The organism is Glaciihabitans sp. UYNi722, assembly GCF_040549465.1.
Lineage (GTDB): Bacteria > Actinomycetota > Actinomycetes > Actinomycetales > Microbacteriaceae > Lacisediminihabitans.
Genome location: NZ_JBEPTL010000015.1, coordinates 1 through 17,597, shown reverse-complemented (window position 1 = coordinate 17,597; position 17,597 = coordinate 1). Strand labels below are relative to the sequence as shown.

Sequence of the window (17,597 nt, the reverse complement as noted above, 5' to 3'; positions counted from 1 at the left end):
GGGCGGTGCCCTATTCCCGACGGCTGGGTCAGCGCTGGCACCGCCGGCTTTCCGGCCGTGCGCGGTTCACCGCGTCTACCCAGTCGTCCTCGCATAGAGTGCATGTGGAACCAGGTGAGGAGAACTCTGGCATATGACGATGCGTGAAAGGTCTCGCGACGCTCGGCGTCCGCATGCCGTGCCACTGCGCCACGGCAGGCTGACGAAGAGTCATCCTCTGCTCGGGCTCCTCAGGATCCTCGGCATCTCCGCTGCCGTTGTCGCCGTAGCCGCAGCCTCTGTAGGGGGGATCGCGGTCTGGGATGTCGCCTCGAGCATCAAGCCGGGCATCCATCTCGCCGCCCTGCCAGGACAGACGGAAGCACCACCACAGATCGGAGCCATCGAGGGTGGGGTCAACCTCCTGCTCGCCGGCACCGACACCCGCACCGGCCAGGGCGGGGCCTTCTCGTCCAAGTCCGAACTGGCCAGCAGCTCCGGCGCCGGTAACAATGACGTGACGATGCTGCTGCACATCGCGGCAGACCACAAGAGCGCCACGGTCGTCAGTTTTCCGCGCGACCTCATGGTGCCGGTGCCCAGTTGCCCCCGCCCCGGAGGCGGCAGCTACGGCGCCACCAGCGGCGCCATGTTTAACTCGACTCTGGCTCGCGGCGGACTCTCCTGCGTCGTACTCACCGTCGAGAAGATGACAGGGTTGCAGATCCCCTACGCGGCCATGGTGAGCTTTGACGGCGTCACCGGCATGTCGGATGCCATCGGCGGTGTGGACGTGTGTGTTGCGACCGCGATCAAGGATCCCTATACAGGCCTCAACCTTCCGGCGGGAACCCAGAACATCGTCGGCTCAACCGCCCTCGCGTTCCTGCGCACCAGGCACGGCGTGGCCGATGGCAGCGACCTCGGACGCATCAGCAACCAACAGGTCTTCATGTCGGCCCTGGCGCGTAAGGTGACGTCGGGTGGCGTGCTCTCCAACCCGATCCAGCTGTATTCTCTCGCCAAGGCGGCGGTGAAGAACATGCAGCTCTCCGACACGCTGACGAACCCGACCACGATGGTGGAGATCGGTCTCGCGATCAAGACCATCGGCCTCGGCAACATGGTGTTCCTGCAGTATCCGACCGGGTCGGATCCGTCGAACCCCAACCGTGTGGTGCCGATCAGCTCTGCCGCAAAGGTCCTGAACGCGGCACTGGTGGCCGACCAGCCGATCCAGCTGAGCGGCAAGGTCGGACGTGCGGCCGTCGAGGATCCGAACGCGGTCGTGCCCCCCGTGCCGTCGCCGACGGGGAGCCCGACCGAGACCCCCGGCGCCACCGATACCGCGGTGCCTCCGGCCAACGCCGCCGTCGTGCTGCCATCGAGCATCACCGGCCAGACCGCGGCGCAGCAGACCTGCACGAAGGGCAACCGCTAGCTGTACCGTGCGGTTTCTTCGTGGAACACCAGAGTCGCAGAAACTCTCCACAGGCTGTGCAAAACTCCGACAACTTATGCACAGCTGTGGATGACACGCCCACTACATATGGGGTTACCGCGTTGTCAGTGCCCCGCTATATAGTGATGGGACTGCGGAACAGCAACTCCTGGACTTCCTCTCGCGGCGGCCCAGCCTGATGCATTCAACAGCTAATTTCGGACTTTCATCGGAAGTCGTCAGGGGAGAGAAAACCGCCGGTCGGGGTCGGTTTTCGGCAGAGGCGTTTGTAGACGCATAAGGAGCACCACGTGGCAATCACGGTAGTCAAGCGCGATGGACAGCGCGAGCAGTACGACGCCAACAAGATCAACCTCGCGATCGAGCACGCTAGCGCAGGACTCGACGAGAACATCACCTGGGTCACCCAGATTGCGAGCGAACTCGAACTGACCCTCTTCGACGGCATCACGACGCAGCAGCTGGATGAGGCCGTCATCCAGGTCGCGCTCCAGAACGTCAAAGACGACCCGGCTTTCGATACCGTCGCCGCCCGCCTCTACCTCAAGACCATCTACAAGCGCGTGCTCGGCGACTACGAGACGCCTGAGCAGCTCACCGAGCTGCACCGCGCCCACTTCGTGGCGAACATCACCCGCGGCGTCGACGAGAAGCTGCTCGACTCGCGGCTCACCCAGCTCTTCGACCTCGACCTGCTGGCGAACACCCTCGAGCCCGCACACGACGAGCTGCTCAAGTACATCGGCGTGGTCACCCTCAACAATCGCTACGGCATCAAGGGCCGCAACGGCGACGCCCTCGAGGTTCCGCAGTACTTCTGGATGCGCATCGCCATGGGCCTCTCGCTGAACGAAGCGAACCCCACCGAGCACGCCATCCGGTTCTACGAGAAGATGTCGAAGCTCGAGTACATCGCCGCAGGATCCACTCTCGTCAACGCGGGTACCATCTACCCGCAGCTCGCCAACTGCTTCGTGATGGAGATGCAGGATGACATGGAGCACATCGCGAAGACGACCCGCGACGTGATGTGGCTCACCAAGGGCACCGGCGGAATCGGGCTCTCGGTAACGAAGCTGCGCGCCCAGGGCTCACCCATTCGCTCCAACAACACGACCTCGACGGGCCCGATCCCGTTCATGCACACCATCGACTCGATTCTTCGCGCTGTCAGCCGCGGCGGCAAGAAGTTCGGTGCGCTCGCCTTCTACATGGAGAACTGGCACCTCGACTTCCCTGAGTTTCTCGACCTGCGCCAGAACTCCGGCGACCCCTACCGCCGTACCCGTACCGCCAACACCGCCGTGTGGATCAGCGACGAGTTCATGAAGCGCGTGCAGAACGACGACGACTGGTACCTCTTCGACCCGCTCGAGGTCACCGACCTCAATGAGCTCCACGGCAAGGCGTTCTCCATTCGCTACGCCGAATACGTGGCGAAGGCCGAGGCTGGCGAGTTGCGCATGTTCAAGAAGATCGGAGCGCGCGAGCAGTTCAAATCGATCCTCATCTCACTGCAGACCACGGCGCACCCGTGGCTGTGCTGGAAAGACACCGTCAACAACCGCGCGCTCAACAACAACACCGGAACGATCCACCTCTCCAACCTGTGCACCGAGATCACGCTGCCGCAAGACGTCGACAACGTCGCGGTCTGCAACCTCGTGTCGATCAACCTCTCCCGTCACCTGATCGACTCATCTACAGGCTCAGGGCAGGCGCCGAAGCTCGACTTCGGCAAGATCGAAGAGAGCGCGCGTCTCGCCGTTCGTCAGCTCGACAACCTCATCGACATCACGCGCTCGTCGGTCGAGGAAGCCGACTTCTCCAACCACGAGAACCGCGCCGTGGGGCTCGGAGTGATGGGGTTCACCGACATCGTGGAACGGCTCGGCCACAGCTACGAGAGCGAAGAGGCCTACGACCTGATCGACGAGATCATGGAGCACGTCTCGTACGCCGCGATCGACGAGAGCGCGAATCTCGCCGTCGAGCGGGGCATCTACCCCAACTTCGAGGGTTCCGGCTGGTCGAAGGGCCTGGTGCCGCTCGACTCGATCGCGCTCACCGAAGCCGACCGCGGAGTGCCGATCACGGTCAACCGCACAACGCGTCTCGACTGGGACGCCCTGCGCGTGAAGGTGAGGGGTGGAATGCGCAACGCGACGTTGATGGCGATCGCGCCCACAGCATCCATCGGTCTCGTCGCGGGCACCACGCCCGGTCTCGACCCGCAGTTCTCGCAGATCTTCAGCCGCGCCACCTCGAACGGCAAGTTCCTCGAGGTCAACCGCAACCTGGTGAACGACCTGCAGGAGCTCGGAATCTGGGACTCGACCAAGGAACTCATCCTGCGCAGCCAGGGCGATATCCAGAACGTCGCGGCCATCCCTGACGCGGTGAAGGCGGTCTACAAGACGAGCTTCCAGCTCTCGCCCTACGCCTTCCTCGAGGTGGCGGCGCGTGCCCAGAAGTGGATCGACCAGTCGATCAGCCGCAATATGTACCTCGAGACGCGGGACCTCGGCGACATGATGGACATTTACTTCGGCGCGTGGGAGCGCGGCGTGAAGACGACCTACTACCTGCACATGAAGCCGCGCCACACGGCAGAGCAGTCCACGGTGAAGGTCAACAAGTCGGAGGAGATCGGAACCGGTGTTCGCAAGGGCTTCGGTGCCGCATCGCCGGCCGTTCCTGTCGAGGCGGCTGCAGAGACCGCTCCCGCTTCCGCCGCGCCACGCAGGGGCTTCGGCTTCGGCGGCCTCGCACCCAAGTCGGGAGAGCAGACATGAACCCCGACGAGTACTACGTCCCGGTCGATCCGATGGACGAACTGCAGTGCGACAGCTGCCAGTAGACGAGAGAAGAAACAACTAATGGGAATTCTCGGAACCGGCCTCCAGGAGGGGCTGCTCCTCAAACCGATCAAGTATCAGTGGGCGATGGACCTCTACGACCAGGCGGTCGCCAACACCTGGTTCCCCAATGAGATCCAGCTCGGTGAAGACATCGCCGACTTCAAGAAGATGACCGACGAAGAGCGTCACGCCGTCACCTTCCTGATGAGCTATTTCAACCCGAACGAACTGCTGGTGAACAAGGCCCTCGCCTTCGGCGTCTACCCCTACGTCAGCGCGGCGGAGTGCAGCATCTACCTCGCCAAGCAGATGTGGGAGGAGGCCAATCACTGCATGTCGTTCGAGTACGTGCTCGAAACCTTCCCGATCGATCGTGAGGCGGCCTACAACTCGCACGTCGACATCCCGTCGATGGCGAAGAAGGAGGAGTTCGAGCTTCGCTACATCAAGCGGATGACCGAGCAGACTCTCGACATCACCACAACCGAGGGCAAGAAGGACTTCGTCCGCAACCTCGTGGCCTACAACGTGATCCTTGAGGGCGTCTGGTTCTACTCGGGCTTCATGGTGGCGCTGAGCTTCCGCCAGCGCAACCTGCTGCGCAACTTCGGTTCCCTGATGGACTGGGTGGTGCGTGACGAGTCGCTGCACCTCAAGTTCGGCATCAACCTCATCCTCACGGTGCTGGAAGAGAACCCCGACCTGCAGACCGAGGAGTTCGCCGCAGAGATCAAGCAGATGATCCTGGATGCCGTGGAGATGGAAGAGGAATACAACCGCGACCTGCTCCCCGGCGGCATCCTCGGCCTCAACTCCACCTACATCAACCAGTATGTGAAGTACCTTGCCGACCGCCGCCTGGAGGAGCTCGGCTTCGGTGCGCACTACAACGTCTCCAACCCGGCGAAGTGGATGGCTGCGGCGAACGACACGCTGCAGCTGGTCAACTTCTTCGAGTCGACCAACACCTCCTACGAGTCGAACGCTTCGGCGACGGTGGGCAGCAAGTCGTAGGCGAGCCGCTCAGCAGGCACTTCCGCAGCAAGGAGCAGAGGGTGGATTACCCTCTGCTCCTCACTATTTGCGCCACTGGGTCTCGGTCCTTCGGTGCGATCCCCCCCCCGTTTCTCCGGAGAAATCGGCCCACCAGTTCGCGAATCATCCGGTTATGGAGGGTTCGCATTGAAACCTCCGGAGAAACGACTGGATGCGGCATCCGCCATCGGGCTTCGAGTGGCTTCGCCCGGCGCCGTGGTGAACGGTCTGCTATCGACCGAGGTGTAGGCTCCGAAGACGGTCACGACGACGATGTCGCGGCTGCGTTTCACTACCCGAGGATGTCATCGCAATGACCATCGTGACGCAATCCGTGGGCTGTTCCCGCCCGCTGCGCACCACTCCTCGGTTTCTCCGACATCCGCCCGAAATACTCCGCCGCTACTGTCGTCTCATCGGCAGCGTTTCCGCGCCACCAGCAATAACAGCAGCACTACCTCACCAGGAAACAGATAGGAAACAGCAATGCGTCTCAGATACGGAATTCCCGTGCTCGCCGTCGTTGCAGCGCTCGCGCTCAGCGGCTGCGTAGACAACTCGGCCCCCAGCGGGTCGTCATCCGGCGGTTCGTCGGCGAAAAAGGACGATGCGGCCGCGGCCCTCCTCCCCGACAAGATCGCCAAAGCGGGCAAGCTCGTCATCGGCATCGACCCCACCTACCCGCCGAACGAGTCGAAGGACGCGAACGGCAACCCCAAGGGCTGGGAGGTGGAGTTGATGGATGCTGTCGCGGGCAAGCTCGGCGTGAAGACCAGCTATCAGGTCTCCAAGTTCGACAGCATCATCCCGAGCATCACCGGTGGCAAGTACGACATGGGCCTTTCCTCCTTCACCGACAACGTCGAACGCGAGAAGGTCGTCGACTTCGTCAACTACTACACTGCAGGCATCCAGTGGGCATCCGCCAAGGGCAAGAACGTCGATCCCGACAACGCCTGTGGCCTCAAGGTGGCCGTGCAGGCGACCACCTATGAAGACACCGACGAGGTACCGGCGAAGTCAAAGGCGTGCACGGATGCCGGAAAGCCGGCCATCCAGATCCTGAAGTTCGACGCGCAGGACCAGGCGACCAACGCTCTCGCGCTCGGTCAGGCCGACGCGCTCAGCGCCGACTCGCCTGTCACCCTCTACGCGATTTCCAAGCAGAAAGACAAGCTGCAACTCGCAGGCAAGTCATTCGAACAGGCGCCGTACGGCCTCGCGGTCGACAAGGGAAGCAAGCTCGCCAAGGCGCTGCAGGCCGCCTTCCAGAGCATCGTCGACGACGGCACCTACAAGAAGGTGCTCGACAAGTGGGGAGTCGCCGACGGCGGCGTCGACTCGATCACGCTCAACGCCGGCGCAAACGGCTAAGAGCGTGACCCCCCAGGCAGAAAACGGTTCGGTGGCACGCGCAGACGTGCCACCGACCGGTGCCGAGGCGCCCATCACAGCGGTGCGCCTGCGTCATCCGATCCGCAACATCTTCGCTGCGATCATCCTGATCTTCGTCGCCGCGTTCGTCTACGACGCAGCGCTGCGTCCGGCGTTCGGCTGGCCGACGGTTGCCAAGTACATCTTCGACCGCCGAATCTCCGAGGCCGCGGTCAACACGATCCAGCTCACCGTCTACTCGATGGTGATCGCGATCATCCTCGGCGTGATCCTCGCCGTGATGAGGCTCTCGCCGAACCCCGTGTTCAAGAGCCTCTCCTGGTTCTACCTCTGGATCTTCCGCGGCACCCCGGTCTACGTGCAGCTGACCTTCTGGGGACTGCTCTCGGTGATCTATCCGGTGATCAACATCGGGTTGCCGTTCATCCACCCCTTCATCACGCTGCCGACTGGTGACACGCTCAATGTGTTCCAACTCGCGATCATCGGCCTCGCGCTCAACGAGGCCGCCTATGTCGCGGAGATCGTGCGCGCCGGCATCCTCTCGGTCGATCGCGGTCAGGAGGAGGCCTCCACCGCTCTCGGTATGAGCTGGTTCCAGTCGATGTGGCGGGTCATCATCCCGCAGTCGATGCGCGTGATCATCCCGCCGATCGGTAACGAGGTGATCTCGATGCTCAAGACGACGTCGCTGGTCACCGCCGTGCCGTACAGCTTCGACCTGTTCACCAGGTCCCGAGACATCTCGGCCGAGACCTTCACTCCGATCCCGCTGTTCCTGGTGGCATCGCTCTGGTATCTGCTCTTCACCTCGATCCTGATGATCGGCCAGTACTTTCTCGAGAAGCGCTTCGCCAGAGGGGTCGGCGATGCCCGGCCCGACAAGAAGGACGGCACGGCGACGGGAGTCATCCTCGTGGTCGACCCTGTCGGCGGGCCGGTCTTGCCGCCAACAGATCATTCCGACGGAGGGTCACGATGAGCGAAACCCTGATGGTCGACGCCGACCGCGTATCCAAAAGCTTCGGCTCGAACGAGGTGCTCAAGAGCATCACCCTCACCGTGAAGCGCGGAGAGGTCATGTGCCTCGTCGGTCCGAGCGGTTCTGGCAAGTCCACCTTCCTGCGCTGCATCAATCACCTGGAACGGGTGGATGCCGGCCGGCTGCGGGTCGACGGCGTACTCGTCGGTTACCAGGAGAAAGGCGACAAGCTCCACGAATTGAAGCCGCAGGATGCCGCGCTGCAGCGCCGCGACATCGGAATGGTGTTCCAGCGCTTCAACCTCTTCCCGCATATGACGGCTTTGGAGAATATCATCGAGGCCCCGATCCGCGTGAAGCGGGTGCCGAAGTCCCAGGCGGTAACCCGCGCACGCGAGTTGCTCGCCAGCGTCGGTCTCGCCGACAAAGCCGACTCGTACCCCGCGCACCTCAGCGGCGGGCAGCAGCAGAGGGTCGCCATCGCCCGTGCCCTGGCCATGGACCCCAAGCTCATGCTGTTCGACGAGCCGACCTCCGCCCTCGACCCGGAGCTCGTCGGCGACGTGCTCGACGTGATGAAGAAGCTGGCGCTCGACGGTATGACGATGATCGTCGTGACCCACGAGATGGGATTTGCGCGGGAGGTCGCCGACTCACTCGTTTTCATGGATGGCGGGGTCGTCGTCGAAGCCGGAAACCCTCGAGAGGTGCTCGCGAACCCGCAGCACGAACGCACCAAAGCGTTCCTGTCGAAGGTTCTGTAAAAACCCAGCAATACGGCGTAGCTTCGAGAAAAACACAGTCAATGATGACGAGGAAACCATGACCGACCCGACATACTCCACCCTCTCCGCTGCGGCGATTCTCAAGGAGTCCGCCGACCGTCTGCCCGACAAGACTGCCGTTGTCGTCGGTGACAAGCAGTTCACCTACTCCGAGCTCTGGGACCAGGCGCGCGGCTATGCGGGGGCGCTCCGGGCGCAGGGCGTGAAGCCGGGTGATCCGGTGGCGATCCTCATCCCCAACGTGACCGATTTTCCGCGGGCCTACTACGGCATCCTGAGCCTTGGTGGCATTGTCGTGCCGATCCACGCACTGCTCAAGGCCGACGAAATCGAGTACGTGCTGCGCGATTCAGGCGCAACGCTTCTCATCTGTGCCGCTCCGCTGCTCGCCGAAGGGGCGAAGGGTGGCGCCCAGGCCGGCATTCCGGTGCTGTCGGTGCTCGCTCCGGAGCAGGTCGGCGACATCCTCCAGCTCGAGAAGCTCGCCGCTGAGGCCGACCCGATCGACACCTACGTTCCGCGCCAGCCCGACGACACCGCGACGATCCTCTACACCAGCGGAACCACCGGCAAGCCGAAGGGCGCCGAGGGTACCCACTTCGCCCTGATCGAGCAGACCAACACCCTGCTGCTCAACACCTTCGACCTGCGCAGCGACGACGTGATCCTCGGATGCCTCCCGCTCTTCCACACCTTCGGCCAGACCTGCACGCTGAACACCGGGTTCCGGGTCGGCGCGAAGATCGTGATGCTGCCGAAGTTCGATGGCGAGAGCGCACTGCGCTCCCTGATCGACAACGAGTGCACCATCATGATGGGCGTACCGACGATGTACATCGCGCTGCTCGAAGCGGCCAAGAAGACCAGTGACCGCCCGAAGCTGCGGTACGCGATCTCCGGCGGATCGTCGCTGCCTCTCGCCGTGATCGAGCGCTTCCGCGCCGAGTTCGGCGTCGAGATCTACGAGGGCTATGGTCTCACCGAGACCTCTCCTGTCGCGAGCTTCAACCACGTGGGCCGTCCGCCGCGCGCGGGAAGCATCGGCCAGGCCATCTGGGGTGTCGACGTCGAGATCGCGAGGGCGGATGTCGAGGACGCGATCGAATTGCAGCCGGTGGGCGAGCTCGGCGAGATCGTCATCCGCGGCCACAACCTCATGAAGGGGTACCTCAACCTGCCGGACGAGTCGGCCAAAGCCGTGGTTGACGGCTGGTTTCGCACCGGAGACCTCGGTACCAAAGACGAGGACGGCTTCCTCTGGATCGTCGACCGCAAGAAAGACATGATTCTGCGCAACGGATACAACATCTACCCGCGTGAGGTGGAGGAGGTGCTGATCGGTCATCCGTCGGTCTCCAGCGCCGCTGTCTTCGGCGTCGCCCATGAGACGCACGGGCAGGAGATCATGGCCTGCATCGTGCTCAGTCCGGGTGTGGAGGTCGACGGCGCGACGCTCGCCGACTACGCCAAGGAGAAGCTCGCCGCCTACAAATACCCGCGTCGCGTCGAGATCGTCGAAATCCTCCCGCTCGGGCCGAGTGGCAAGGTGCTGAAGCGCGAGCTCGTGGCGATCTACGAGGCCGAGCCAACCCCGTAGGCGGTAACTCAAGGCAACACTGGCGCGGGATAACCGCCCAAGTATTAGCGTCGAACAGGTGACCAAACTCAATGTTGTCGCGGTGTCGGGGAGTCTTCAGGCGCCGTCCAAGACCATCGCCCTCGTCGAGGAGATCCTTGTCGTGCTCGGTGAGCACCTGCCGATCGACGCTCATCTGATCAAGCTCAACGAGCTCGGCCCGTCTTTCGCCGGATCACTGAATCGCGCGGGACTGCCGGAGAATGTGGAGCGTGAGCTGCAGCGGATCGAGACCGCCGACCTGCTCGTCGTCGCATCCCCGGTTTACCGTGCGTCCTACACCGGGCTGTTCAAGCACCTCTTCGACTTCGTGGACCAGTACGCCCTCGTCGACACGCCCATCCTGCTCGCGGCCACTGGCGGTTCTGAGCGTCACGCCCTCATCATCGAGCACCAGTTCCGGCCGCTGTTCTCCTTCTTCCAGGCGCTGACCCTCCCGCTCGGCATCTACGCGCACGACTCCGATTTCACCGATTACCGGGTCAGCAGCGACTTTCTGCGCGACCGCATCCGCAAGGTCGTCGACCGCTCGCTCCCGCTGATCACGTCGAACATCGCCGAGAAGCAGGAGATCGTGAAGACGCTGGACGGCGAGTTGCCGTCAAAGCCGGAACCGGCCGCTCCGGTCGCGGTTCGACTGATCAGCTAGCAGCCCGAGCCGCACCAGCCATCAGCGCGGGGTTTTGTTATCCGCGCGGCGGTTACAGCCTGCGCGCTGATAACAAAACACCGCGCTGATGGGGTGGCGCCCCTCAGATCCGCTCGATGATCGTGGCGTTCGCCATGCCTGCGCCCTCGCACATGGTCTGCAGTCCGTAGCGACCGCCGGTCTGCTCGAGAGTGTTGACGAGGGTGGCGAGCAGCCTGGTGCCTGAGGCGCCGAGCGGATGTCCGAGGGCGATGGCCCCGCCACGAGGGTTGAGCTTCTCCGGGTCGGCGTCGAACTCGCGCGTCCAGGCCAGCGGTACGGGGGCGAAAGCCTCGTTCACCTCATAGCTGTCGAAGTCGTCGATGGACAGCCCGGACCGATCGAGGATCCGTCGGGTCGCCGGAATCACGCCGGTGAGCATTTCGATCGGGTCGGACCCGACCACGGTGTTGTGCAGAATGCGGGCGCGCGGTGTCAAGCCGAGTTGCGCCGCCTTCTCCTCACTCATGATGAGCGCTGCAGAGGCCCCATCGGTGAGGGGGGATGCGTTGCCGGGGGTGATCCTCCACTGGATCTCCGGGAACCGTGTCACGTACTGCTCCTCCCTGAACGCAGGGGAGAGCCCGGCGAGCCCCTCGACGGTGGTGGAAGGGCGCACGGTCTCGTCGGTGAGCGCGCCGTCATCCACCGCCACCAGTTCGTTCGAGAAGTCGGATGCCGCAGCCAGCCGGTGCGAGCGTGCCGAGAACTCGTCCAGCTCCTCGCGCGAGAGGTTCCAGCGTGCCGCGATGAGTTCGGCGGAGATGCCCTGGCCGACGAGACCGTCGGGGTAACGCTCGTGCACGCGTGTGCCCCACGGATCTTCGCCGAGCGTGGCGAAGTTGATCGGGTTGCGGCTCATCTGTTCGATACCGCAGGCGATGACGATGTCGTAGGCGCCGGCGATCACCCCCTGGGCCGCGAAAGCCACCGCCTGCTGGCTGGAGCCGCACTGCCGGTCGATGGTGGTGCCGGGCACCGAGTCGGGGAAGCCGGCGCCGAGCAGGGCGTTGCGCGTGATGTTGACTGACTGCTGTCCGGCCTGGCTGACGCATCCACCGATCACGTCGTCGACGAGTGCGGGGTCGAGGTCGCTGCGTTCGATGAGGCTGCGGAGCACGGATGCGAGGAGGTCGACAGGGTGCATGGCCGACAGGCGGCCCCCTGGCTTTCCCCGGCCGGAGATACTGCGGACAACGTCGACGATGACTGCCTGAGACATGATTCGAGACTACGCCGGAGCGAGCACCTTGGCGATGCGCTGGAGCGAGACTGCTTCTGCGGCGCCGAGGTGCTGGGCGAACAGGCTGAGCCGCAACTCTTCGAGCAGCCAGCGAGCGCGCACGATATGCGCCGGGGAGTCCGGTGCGAGCGGCAGAGTGCCACCGGCGGCCTCGTATCGCGCCGTCGCGGACTGCACCTCGGTCATCCAGACCCTGTCGCGGCCGAGGTTCTCGGCCAGTTTGCCGATGCGATGAGTGATGCCGGTGAGGTAAACCGGAAGGCGGCGCAGCTGCGTGATTCCGGTAGCCGAGACGAAACCCGGATAGATGAGGGCACTGAGCTGCTCGCGGGAATCGGCCAGCGGACTCAGCAGCGCGACACTCGAGGCCGCCTTGATCGCCTTCTCGGCTCCCCTGGCCGCTGCGAGCACCCTGCTCAGCACCGACACGGCCTGGAACATGGCATCCATGATCGTGGCCGACACATCGTCGCGTGCCCTCTCGAACTCGGCCAGCGTCCAGATCTCGCGTCCGCGCAGCACGTCGTCGATGCAGGCCGTCATGCAGTCCGCGAAGAGCTCGGCGGTGGTGCGGTACGGGCTTTGCGCCAGCGTCAGTTTTTCGGCATGGGTGAGGTGCTCCTGCACGTAGGACACGGGGGAGGGGATGGCGAGCTGCAGCATCCGTCGCACCCCGCCTCGCATCGCGCGGGCCTGGTCGTCGGGGGTACTCATGAGACGGATGGCGACGCTGGCGCCGTTGTCGACCAGCGCCGGATAGGCGCGGATAGTGTTGGCGCCCTGCTTCGTGTCGAGGGTCTTCGGCAGCGAGTCGAAATCCCAGGTGGTGAGGCCGGCTCGCTCGATCGCGTTCGTCGGAGTCACGGATGCCCGCGCAACGCTCTCCCGTACCGTCGACTTGAGCTGCTGCTGTAACGCGCGCAGGTCTTTGCCGCTCGCCACCTGCCGCGAACGTTCGTCCACCACGGAGAAGGTCATCCGCAGGTGGGACGGGATGCGGTCGTTCTCGAAGTCGTCCGCTGTGACCGGCACGTAGGTGAGTCGCTTGATCGCGGCCGCGAGGGTGGCCTCGAGCGATTCGGGCCCGGGATCCGCGGGCAGCTCGGCGAGAAGCTTGCGAGCCCAGTCCGCCGCCGGCACGACGTTGCGGCGGATGTTCTTCGGCAGCGCTTTGATGAGCGCGGTGACCAGTTCTTCGCGAAATCCGGAGACCTGCCAGTCGAAACCGTCGGGCGTGAGACGCGCGAGCAGGGCGATCGGCACCTGCACGGTCACGCCGTCATCCTCCGCTCCCGGTTCGAACCTGTAGCTCAGGGCGAGCTGCTGGTCGCCCTGTTGCCAGTTCCTCGGATAGCTGGCTTCGACGAGCTCGGCGACCGCCTCGGTCTCGGGCTCGTCGACCAGGTTCTCCGGCGTCATCGTCAGGAGATCGGGCGTCTCGACCTTCGCCTTCTTCCACCAGCCCTCGAAAGAGCGCTGGCTGGTGATGTCGGCGGGAATCCGTCGATGATAGAACTCGAAGACGGCTTCGTCGTCATAAAGGATGTCGCGACGGCGGGTGCGTTCCTCAATTTCCGCGAGCTCTTTCCGAAGCTTCCTGTTGGCGCGGTCGAAAGCCTGCTGACTCTCCCAGTCACCTTCGACGAGTGCGTGGCGGATGAACAGCTCGCGGGCATAGGCCGGGTCGACCCGGGAGAACTGGGCGCGACGCCGCGCCACGATCGGTACCCCGTAGAGGGTGACGCGCTCCCACGCCACGGCTGCACCCTGCTTCTTCTCCCAGTGCGGCTCGCTGTAGCTGCGCTTGACCAGGTCGCCCGCGATCGGCTCTGCCCACGAGAGGTCGACGGCGGCGTTGGTGCGGGCGAACAGTCGACTGGTTTCGACAAGTTCCGCACTCATCACCTCGGCCGGCTGCTTCTTGGCCAGCGCAGAACCGGGGAAGATGCTGAAGCGCACCTGGCGGGCACCGATGTAGTCCTTCTTGGAAGCGTCGCGGATGCCGAGCTGGCTCAGTAGTCCGGCCAGCAGGGAGCGGTGGATGCCGTTCGGGTTCGTGCTCCGGCCGGTGACGACCAGGCCGAGCGGCTTCGCCATCCGCTCGAGTTGGCGGTAGACATCCTTCCACTCACGCACGCGCAGGTAGTTGAGGTACTCGGATTTGCAGAGACGCCGGAACTGGTTGCCGCTGAGCTCTTTCTGCTTTTCTTCGAGATAGTTCCAGAGGTTGAGCAGCGTGAGGAAGTCGCTGGTCGGGTCGACGAAACGGGCGTGCTGCTGGTCGGCCTGCGGGCGGCGGTCGAGGGGGCGCTCGCGTGGATCCTGGATGCTGAGGGCCGCGACGATGGCCATCACCTCACGCGTGACACCGTGCTGCTTCGACTCGACCACCATGCGGGCTAGTCGCGGATCGATGGGCAGTTGCGTGAGCTGCTTGCCGATGCGAGTGATTTCCGGCTCGTTCGCTGAGCCTGTCGAAGCGACCGCACCGAGTTCCCGCAGCAGGTCGAGCCCGTCTTTGATACCGCGCGAGTCGGGCGGCTGCAGAAACGGGAAGTTCGCGATGTCGCCGAGCCCGAGGGAGATCATCTGCAGGATAACGGCCGCCAGGTTGGTGCGCAGGATCTCCGGCTCGGTATATTCAGGCCGCCGCAGGTAGTCCTCTTCAGAGTACAGACGGATGGCGATACCGTCGCTGGTGCGACCGCTCCGGCCGGAACGCTGGTTGGCACTGGCCTGGCTGATCGCCTCGATCGGCAGCCGCTGTACCTTGGAGCGGACGCTGTAGCGACTGATCCTGGCGGTGCCGGCGTCGATCACGTATTTGATGCCGGGCACGGTCAGGCTGGTCTCGGCGACGTTGGTGGCCAGCACGACACGACGACGGATGCTCGCCGTCCGCTTCGTCTCGAAGACCCGGTGCTGCTCGGCGGAACTGAGGCGTCCGTAGAGCGGAAGCACTTCGGTGCCCTCGCTGATCGAGCCTGTCGAAATCCGGCCCCTGATCGACTCTTCGGCATCCCGGATCTCGTTCTCGCCGCTGAGGAAGACCAGCACATCGCCGTTGCCCTCACGGGCCAGTTCGTCCAGGGCGGCGTTGATACCCTCCATGGGATCGAGGTCGGCGAGGCTCTCTGACTCGTCTTCGTCCTCCTCGACCGGCGCTTCAGCAACCAGTGGCCGGTAGCGGACTTCGACCGGATAGGTGCGCCCGCTCACCTCCACGATCGGTGCGTCACCGAAGTGTTGGGAGAAGCTCGCCGGATCGATGGTGGCGGAGGTGATGACGATCGTGAGGTCCGGGCGGCGCGGCATCAGTTGCTTGAGGTAGCCGAGGAGGAAGTCGATGGTGAGGCTGCGCTCGTGGGCCTCGTCGATGATGATGGCGTCGTACTTGGTGAGCAGGCGGTCGCGGTGGATTTCGTTGAGCAGGATGCCGTCGGTCATCAGCTTGACGCGGGTGTCTTTGCCCACGGTGTCGGTGAAGCGCACCTGGTAGCCGACGAGTCCGCCGAGCGGGGTGCCGAGTTCGTCGGAGATGCGCTCGGCGATAGTGCGTGCGGCGATGCGGCGCGGCTGGGTGTGGCCGATGCTCTTCTTGCCGAGCTCGAGCAGGATCTTCGGGAGCTGCGTCGTTTTGCCCGATCCGGTCTCACCGGCGACGATCACGACCTGGTTGTCACGGATGGCTGCGGCGATGTCGTCACGCCGCTGGCTGACCGGCAGGTCCTCAGGGTAGGTGATCGCGGGCACTGCTTCTGACGCTGACATGGGCACCCCAGTTTACGGCGTGGGCTCTTCTCCTCCCGAGCCGTTCGCTGGGGGCGTGGTCCTCTTTCGCGATGTCAGTTCGCAGTGGGGAGCTACAGATCCTTGCGGAACTCGTGGAACATGATGGTCTCCGCGTCCAGTGTCGGGTCGAACAGTGGGGTGTATCCGGTCGCGAGGTAGAGACTCACCGCTTCCGGCTGTCGGGGGCCGGTGCTCAGCACGATCTGGCTGAAACCGCGCCTGGCGGCCTCCGCCTCCAACTCGGCCAGCACGCGACGGGCCAGTCCCTGCCCGCGATAGGAGGCATCCGTCCACACCCGTTTGATCTCGGCAGTCTTCCCGTCGATCGTCATGAAGGCGCCTGCCGCAATGGCCTCGCCCCCGCGCAGGAGCAGCAAGAAGGTGCCACCGGGAGCGGTGAAGGCCTCAGGCGGGTAGCGATAGATCTCCGTGGATGCCGGCTGGCCGAACATGTTGCCGTAGCGGCTGTCGTACTCGCGCTCAAGGTCGTGAAGCACCGGTTGAGCCAGAGGGTCAAGCGGCGTCGTGTGGGTGAAGGAATCGCCAGGTTGCAGCTCGGGGGCGGGGCGTGGTGCGTGTGTCGACACGCCACCAATTCTACGAACTCAACGCGGCGCCATCCTGATTGCTCCGTCGAGGCGGATCGTCTCGCCGTTGAGGTAGGGGTTCTCTACGATGTGCCGCACCAACGAGGCATACTCCGACGGCCTGCCGAGCCTCGCCGGATGCGGAACCTGCTCGCCGAGCGAGGCCTGGGCTTTGTCGCTCAGGCCGGCCATCATCGGGGTCTCGAAGATGCCGGGAGCGATCGTTACCACCCGCACGAGCGAGGAGGCCAGCTCGCGGGCGATCGGCAGCGTCATCGCGGCCACAGCACCCTTGGATGCCGCATAGGAGGCCTGGCCAATCTGGCCGTCGAATGCGGCCACCGAGGCCGTGTTCACGATCACGCCGCGCTCGTCGTCAATCGGGTCATTGCCGACCATGCGCTCCGCCACAAGCCGCAGAACGTTGAAGGTTCCGAACAGGTTGATGCGGATGCCGCGCTCGAAGTCCTCGAGGGGGAGTGTGCCATTGCGCCCGAGCACCTTAGCCGCCGGGGCGACGCCGGCGCAGTTCACCAGAATGCGCAGCGAACCGAGCGAGGTGGCGAGCCCGACTGCTGCCGCGACATCCTTCTCGCTGGTGACGTCAGCGGCTACGAAGGTCGTACCCGCTACCTGCGCGGCTTCGGCTGCAGCCCGCTGGCCCTCGAGGTCGAGCACTACGACGCGAGCTCCCGCCGCAGTGAGGTTCCTGGCGGTGGCAAGGCCCAATCCTGAGGCTCCGCCCGTGACGATGGCGACCGAATCGGCGATGTTCAAGCCGTACTCCTTCTGGTGGTCAGCATTGACGTTTCCTCTACGAATACTGCGTTACTGGCACCAGTTGCACAACCTCGTTCTCAATAGCAGAGCCGAATGCATGGCTGGCCTGTCTGCTGATCTCGAACTCGGGGTTCTCTGCCTCTGCGCATTCTTGCTCTAGGTGGTCTCCTCTGTGGGTCTTCTCCTCTGGTGGTCCTCTCCTCCACAATCGCGCGGAAAAAACTTATCCACAGATTGCTGACCAACCTTCGAATATGTGTTCTGCATGTCTGCTTGGGTGCAGTTAGATTTCGTAGAGATCGGTCAGGGTTATGGGGTCGGTGTTGACGGCTTGTTGCAGCAGTCGGTAGAACAGTATGCCGCGGGTTTTTG

General features: G+C 64.0%; 13 protein-coding genes. 8 read left to right on the top strand and 5 right to left on the bottom strand.

The window, feature by feature from the left end:
- The first annotated feature begins 133 nt into the window (after nt 1-133).
- The 3 genes from ABIB56_RS11740 to ABIB56_RS11730 all read left to right on the top strand — a co-directional run bounded on the left by ABIB56_RS11740 (nt 134) and on the right by ABIB56_RS11730 (nt 5,316).
- Nucleotides 134-1,420, top strand: coding sequence for an LCP family protein (locus tag ABIB56_RS11740; RefSeq protein ID WP_354569398.1), 1,287 nt, complete (start codon nt 134-136; stop codon nt 1,418-1,420).
- 311 nt (nt 1,421-1,731) lie between these two features.
- Complete coding sequence (locus ABIB56_RS11735; RefSeq protein WP_354569397.1) at nt 1,732-4,236, top strand: ribonucleoside-diphosphate reductase subunit alpha; 2,505 nt, start codon at nt 1,732-1,734, stop codon at nt 4,234-4,236.
- Nucleotides 4,237-4,320: 84 nt separating this feature from the next.
- Complete coding sequence (locus ABIB56_RS11730) at nt 4,321-5,316, top strand: ribonucleotide-diphosphate reductase subunit beta (protein WP_354569396.1); 996 nt, start codon at nt 4,321-4,323, stop codon at nt 5,314-5,316.
- 152 nt (nt 5,317-5,468) lie between these two features.
- On the opposite strand, the gene ABIB56_RS11725 is transcribed toward ABIB56_RS11730, so the two are convergent.
- Nucleotides 5,469-5,630 carry a hypothetical protein gene (locus ABIB56_RS11725; protein WP_354569395.1) on the bottom strand — a complete coding sequence of 54 codons (162 nt, stop codon included), beginning with the start codon at nt 5,628-5,630 and terminating at the stop codon, nt 5,469-5,471.
- Nucleotides 5,631-5,823: 193 nt separating this feature from the next.
- On the opposite strand from ABIB56_RS11725, the gene ABIB56_RS11720 reads away from it, so the two are divergent.
- The 5 genes from ABIB56_RS11720 to msuE are packed head-to-tail and all read left to right on the top strand — an operon-like array spanning nt 5,824 to nt 10,784.
- A complete protein-coding gene (locus ABIB56_RS11720) occupies nt 5,824-6,711 on the top strand; it encodes an ABC transporter substrate-binding protein (RefSeq protein ID WP_354569394.1) in 888 nt (295 codons plus the stop codon).
- A 4-nt stretch (nt 6,712-6,715) separates the two neighbouring features.
- Entirely contained in the window at nt 6,716-7,714 is a 999-nt protein-coding gene (locus ABIB56_RS11715) for an amino acid ABC transporter permease (protein ID WP_354569393.1), read from the top strand.
- Entirely contained in the window at nt 7,711-8,478 is a 768-nt protein-coding gene (locus tag ABIB56_RS11710; protein WP_354569392.1) for an amino acid ABC transporter ATP-binding protein, read from the top strand. Before ABIB56_RS11715 ends, ABIB56_RS11710 begins: the two co-directional genes overlap by 4 nt.
- 58 nt (nt 8,479-8,536) lie before the next feature.
- A complete protein-coding gene (locus ABIB56_RS11705) occupies nt 8,537-10,096 on the top strand; it encodes a long-chain-fatty-acid--CoA ligase (protein WP_354569391.1) in 1,560 nt (519 codons plus the stop codon).
- Nucleotides 10,097-10,154: 58 nt separating this feature from the next.
- Nucleotides 10,155-10,784: an FMN reductase gene (gene msuE / locus ABIB56_RS11700; RefSeq protein ID WP_354569390.1), complete on the top strand. Its 630-nt coding sequence runs from the start codon at nt 10,155-10,157 to the stop codon at nt 10,782-10,784.
- A gap of 103 nt (nt 10,785-10,887) precedes the next feature.
- Here msuE and ABIB56_RS11695 read toward each other — a convergent pair whose 3' ends face one another.
- The 4 genes from ABIB56_RS11695 to ABIB56_RS11680 all read right to left on the bottom strand — a co-directional run bounded on the left by ABIB56_RS11695 (nt 10,888) and on the right by ABIB56_RS11680 (nt 17,222).
- Nucleotides 10,888-12,045 carry a thiolase family protein gene (locus ABIB56_RS11695; RefSeq protein WP_354569389.1) on the bottom strand — a complete coding sequence of 386 codons (1,158 nt, stop codon included), beginning with the start codon at nt 12,043-12,045 and terminating at the stop codon, nt 10,888-10,890.
- Between the two features lie 9 nt (nt 12,046-12,054).
- Entirely contained in the window at nt 12,055-15,837 is a 3,783-nt protein-coding gene (hrpA, locus tag ABIB56_RS11690; protein ID WP_354569388.1) for an ATP-dependent RNA helicase HrpA, read from the bottom strand.
- 92 nt (nt 15,838-15,929) lie between these two features.
- A complete protein-coding gene (locus tag ABIB56_RS11685) occupies nt 15,930-16,445 on the bottom strand; it encodes a GNAT family N-acetyltransferase (protein ID WP_354569387.1) in 516 nt (171 codons plus the stop codon).
- 18 nt (nt 16,446-16,463) lie between these two features.
- Nucleotides 16,464-17,222, bottom strand: coding sequence for an SDR family NAD(P)-dependent oxidoreductase (locus ABIB56_RS11680; RefSeq protein WP_354569386.1), 759 nt, complete (start codon nt 17,220-17,222; stop codon nt 16,464-16,466).
- Nucleotides 17,223-17,597 lie beyond the last annotated feature (375 nt).

Coding starts and splice junctions, on each gene's coding strand:
- hrpA (WP_354569388.1), bottom strand. CDS start 15,837: ATGTCAGCGTCAGAAGCAGTGCCCGCGATCACCTACCCTGAGGACCTG.
- ABIB56_RS11710 (WP_354569392.1), top strand. CDS start 7,711: ATGAGCGAAACCCTGATGGTCGACGCCGACCGCGTATCCAAAAGCTTC.
- ABIB56_RS11695 (WP_354569389.1), bottom strand. CDS start 12,045: ATGTCTCAGGCAGTCATCGTCGACGTTGTCCGCAGTATCTCCGGCCGG.
- ABIB56_RS11730 (WP_354569396.1), top strand. CDS start 4,321: ATGGGAATTCTCGGAACCGGCCTCCAGGAGGGGCTGCTCCTCAAACCG.
- ABIB56_RS11720 (WP_354569394.1), top strand. CDS start 5,824: ATGCGTCTCAGATACGGAATTCCCGTGCTCGCCGTCGTTGCAGCGCTC.
- ABIB56_RS11705 (WP_354569391.1), top strand. CDS start 8,537: ATGACCGACCCGACATACTCCACCCTCTCCGCTGCGGCGATTCTCAAG.
- ABIB56_RS11740 (WP_354569398.1), top strand. CDS start 134: ATGACGATGCGTGAAAGGTCTCGCGACGCTCGGCGTCCGCATGCCGTG.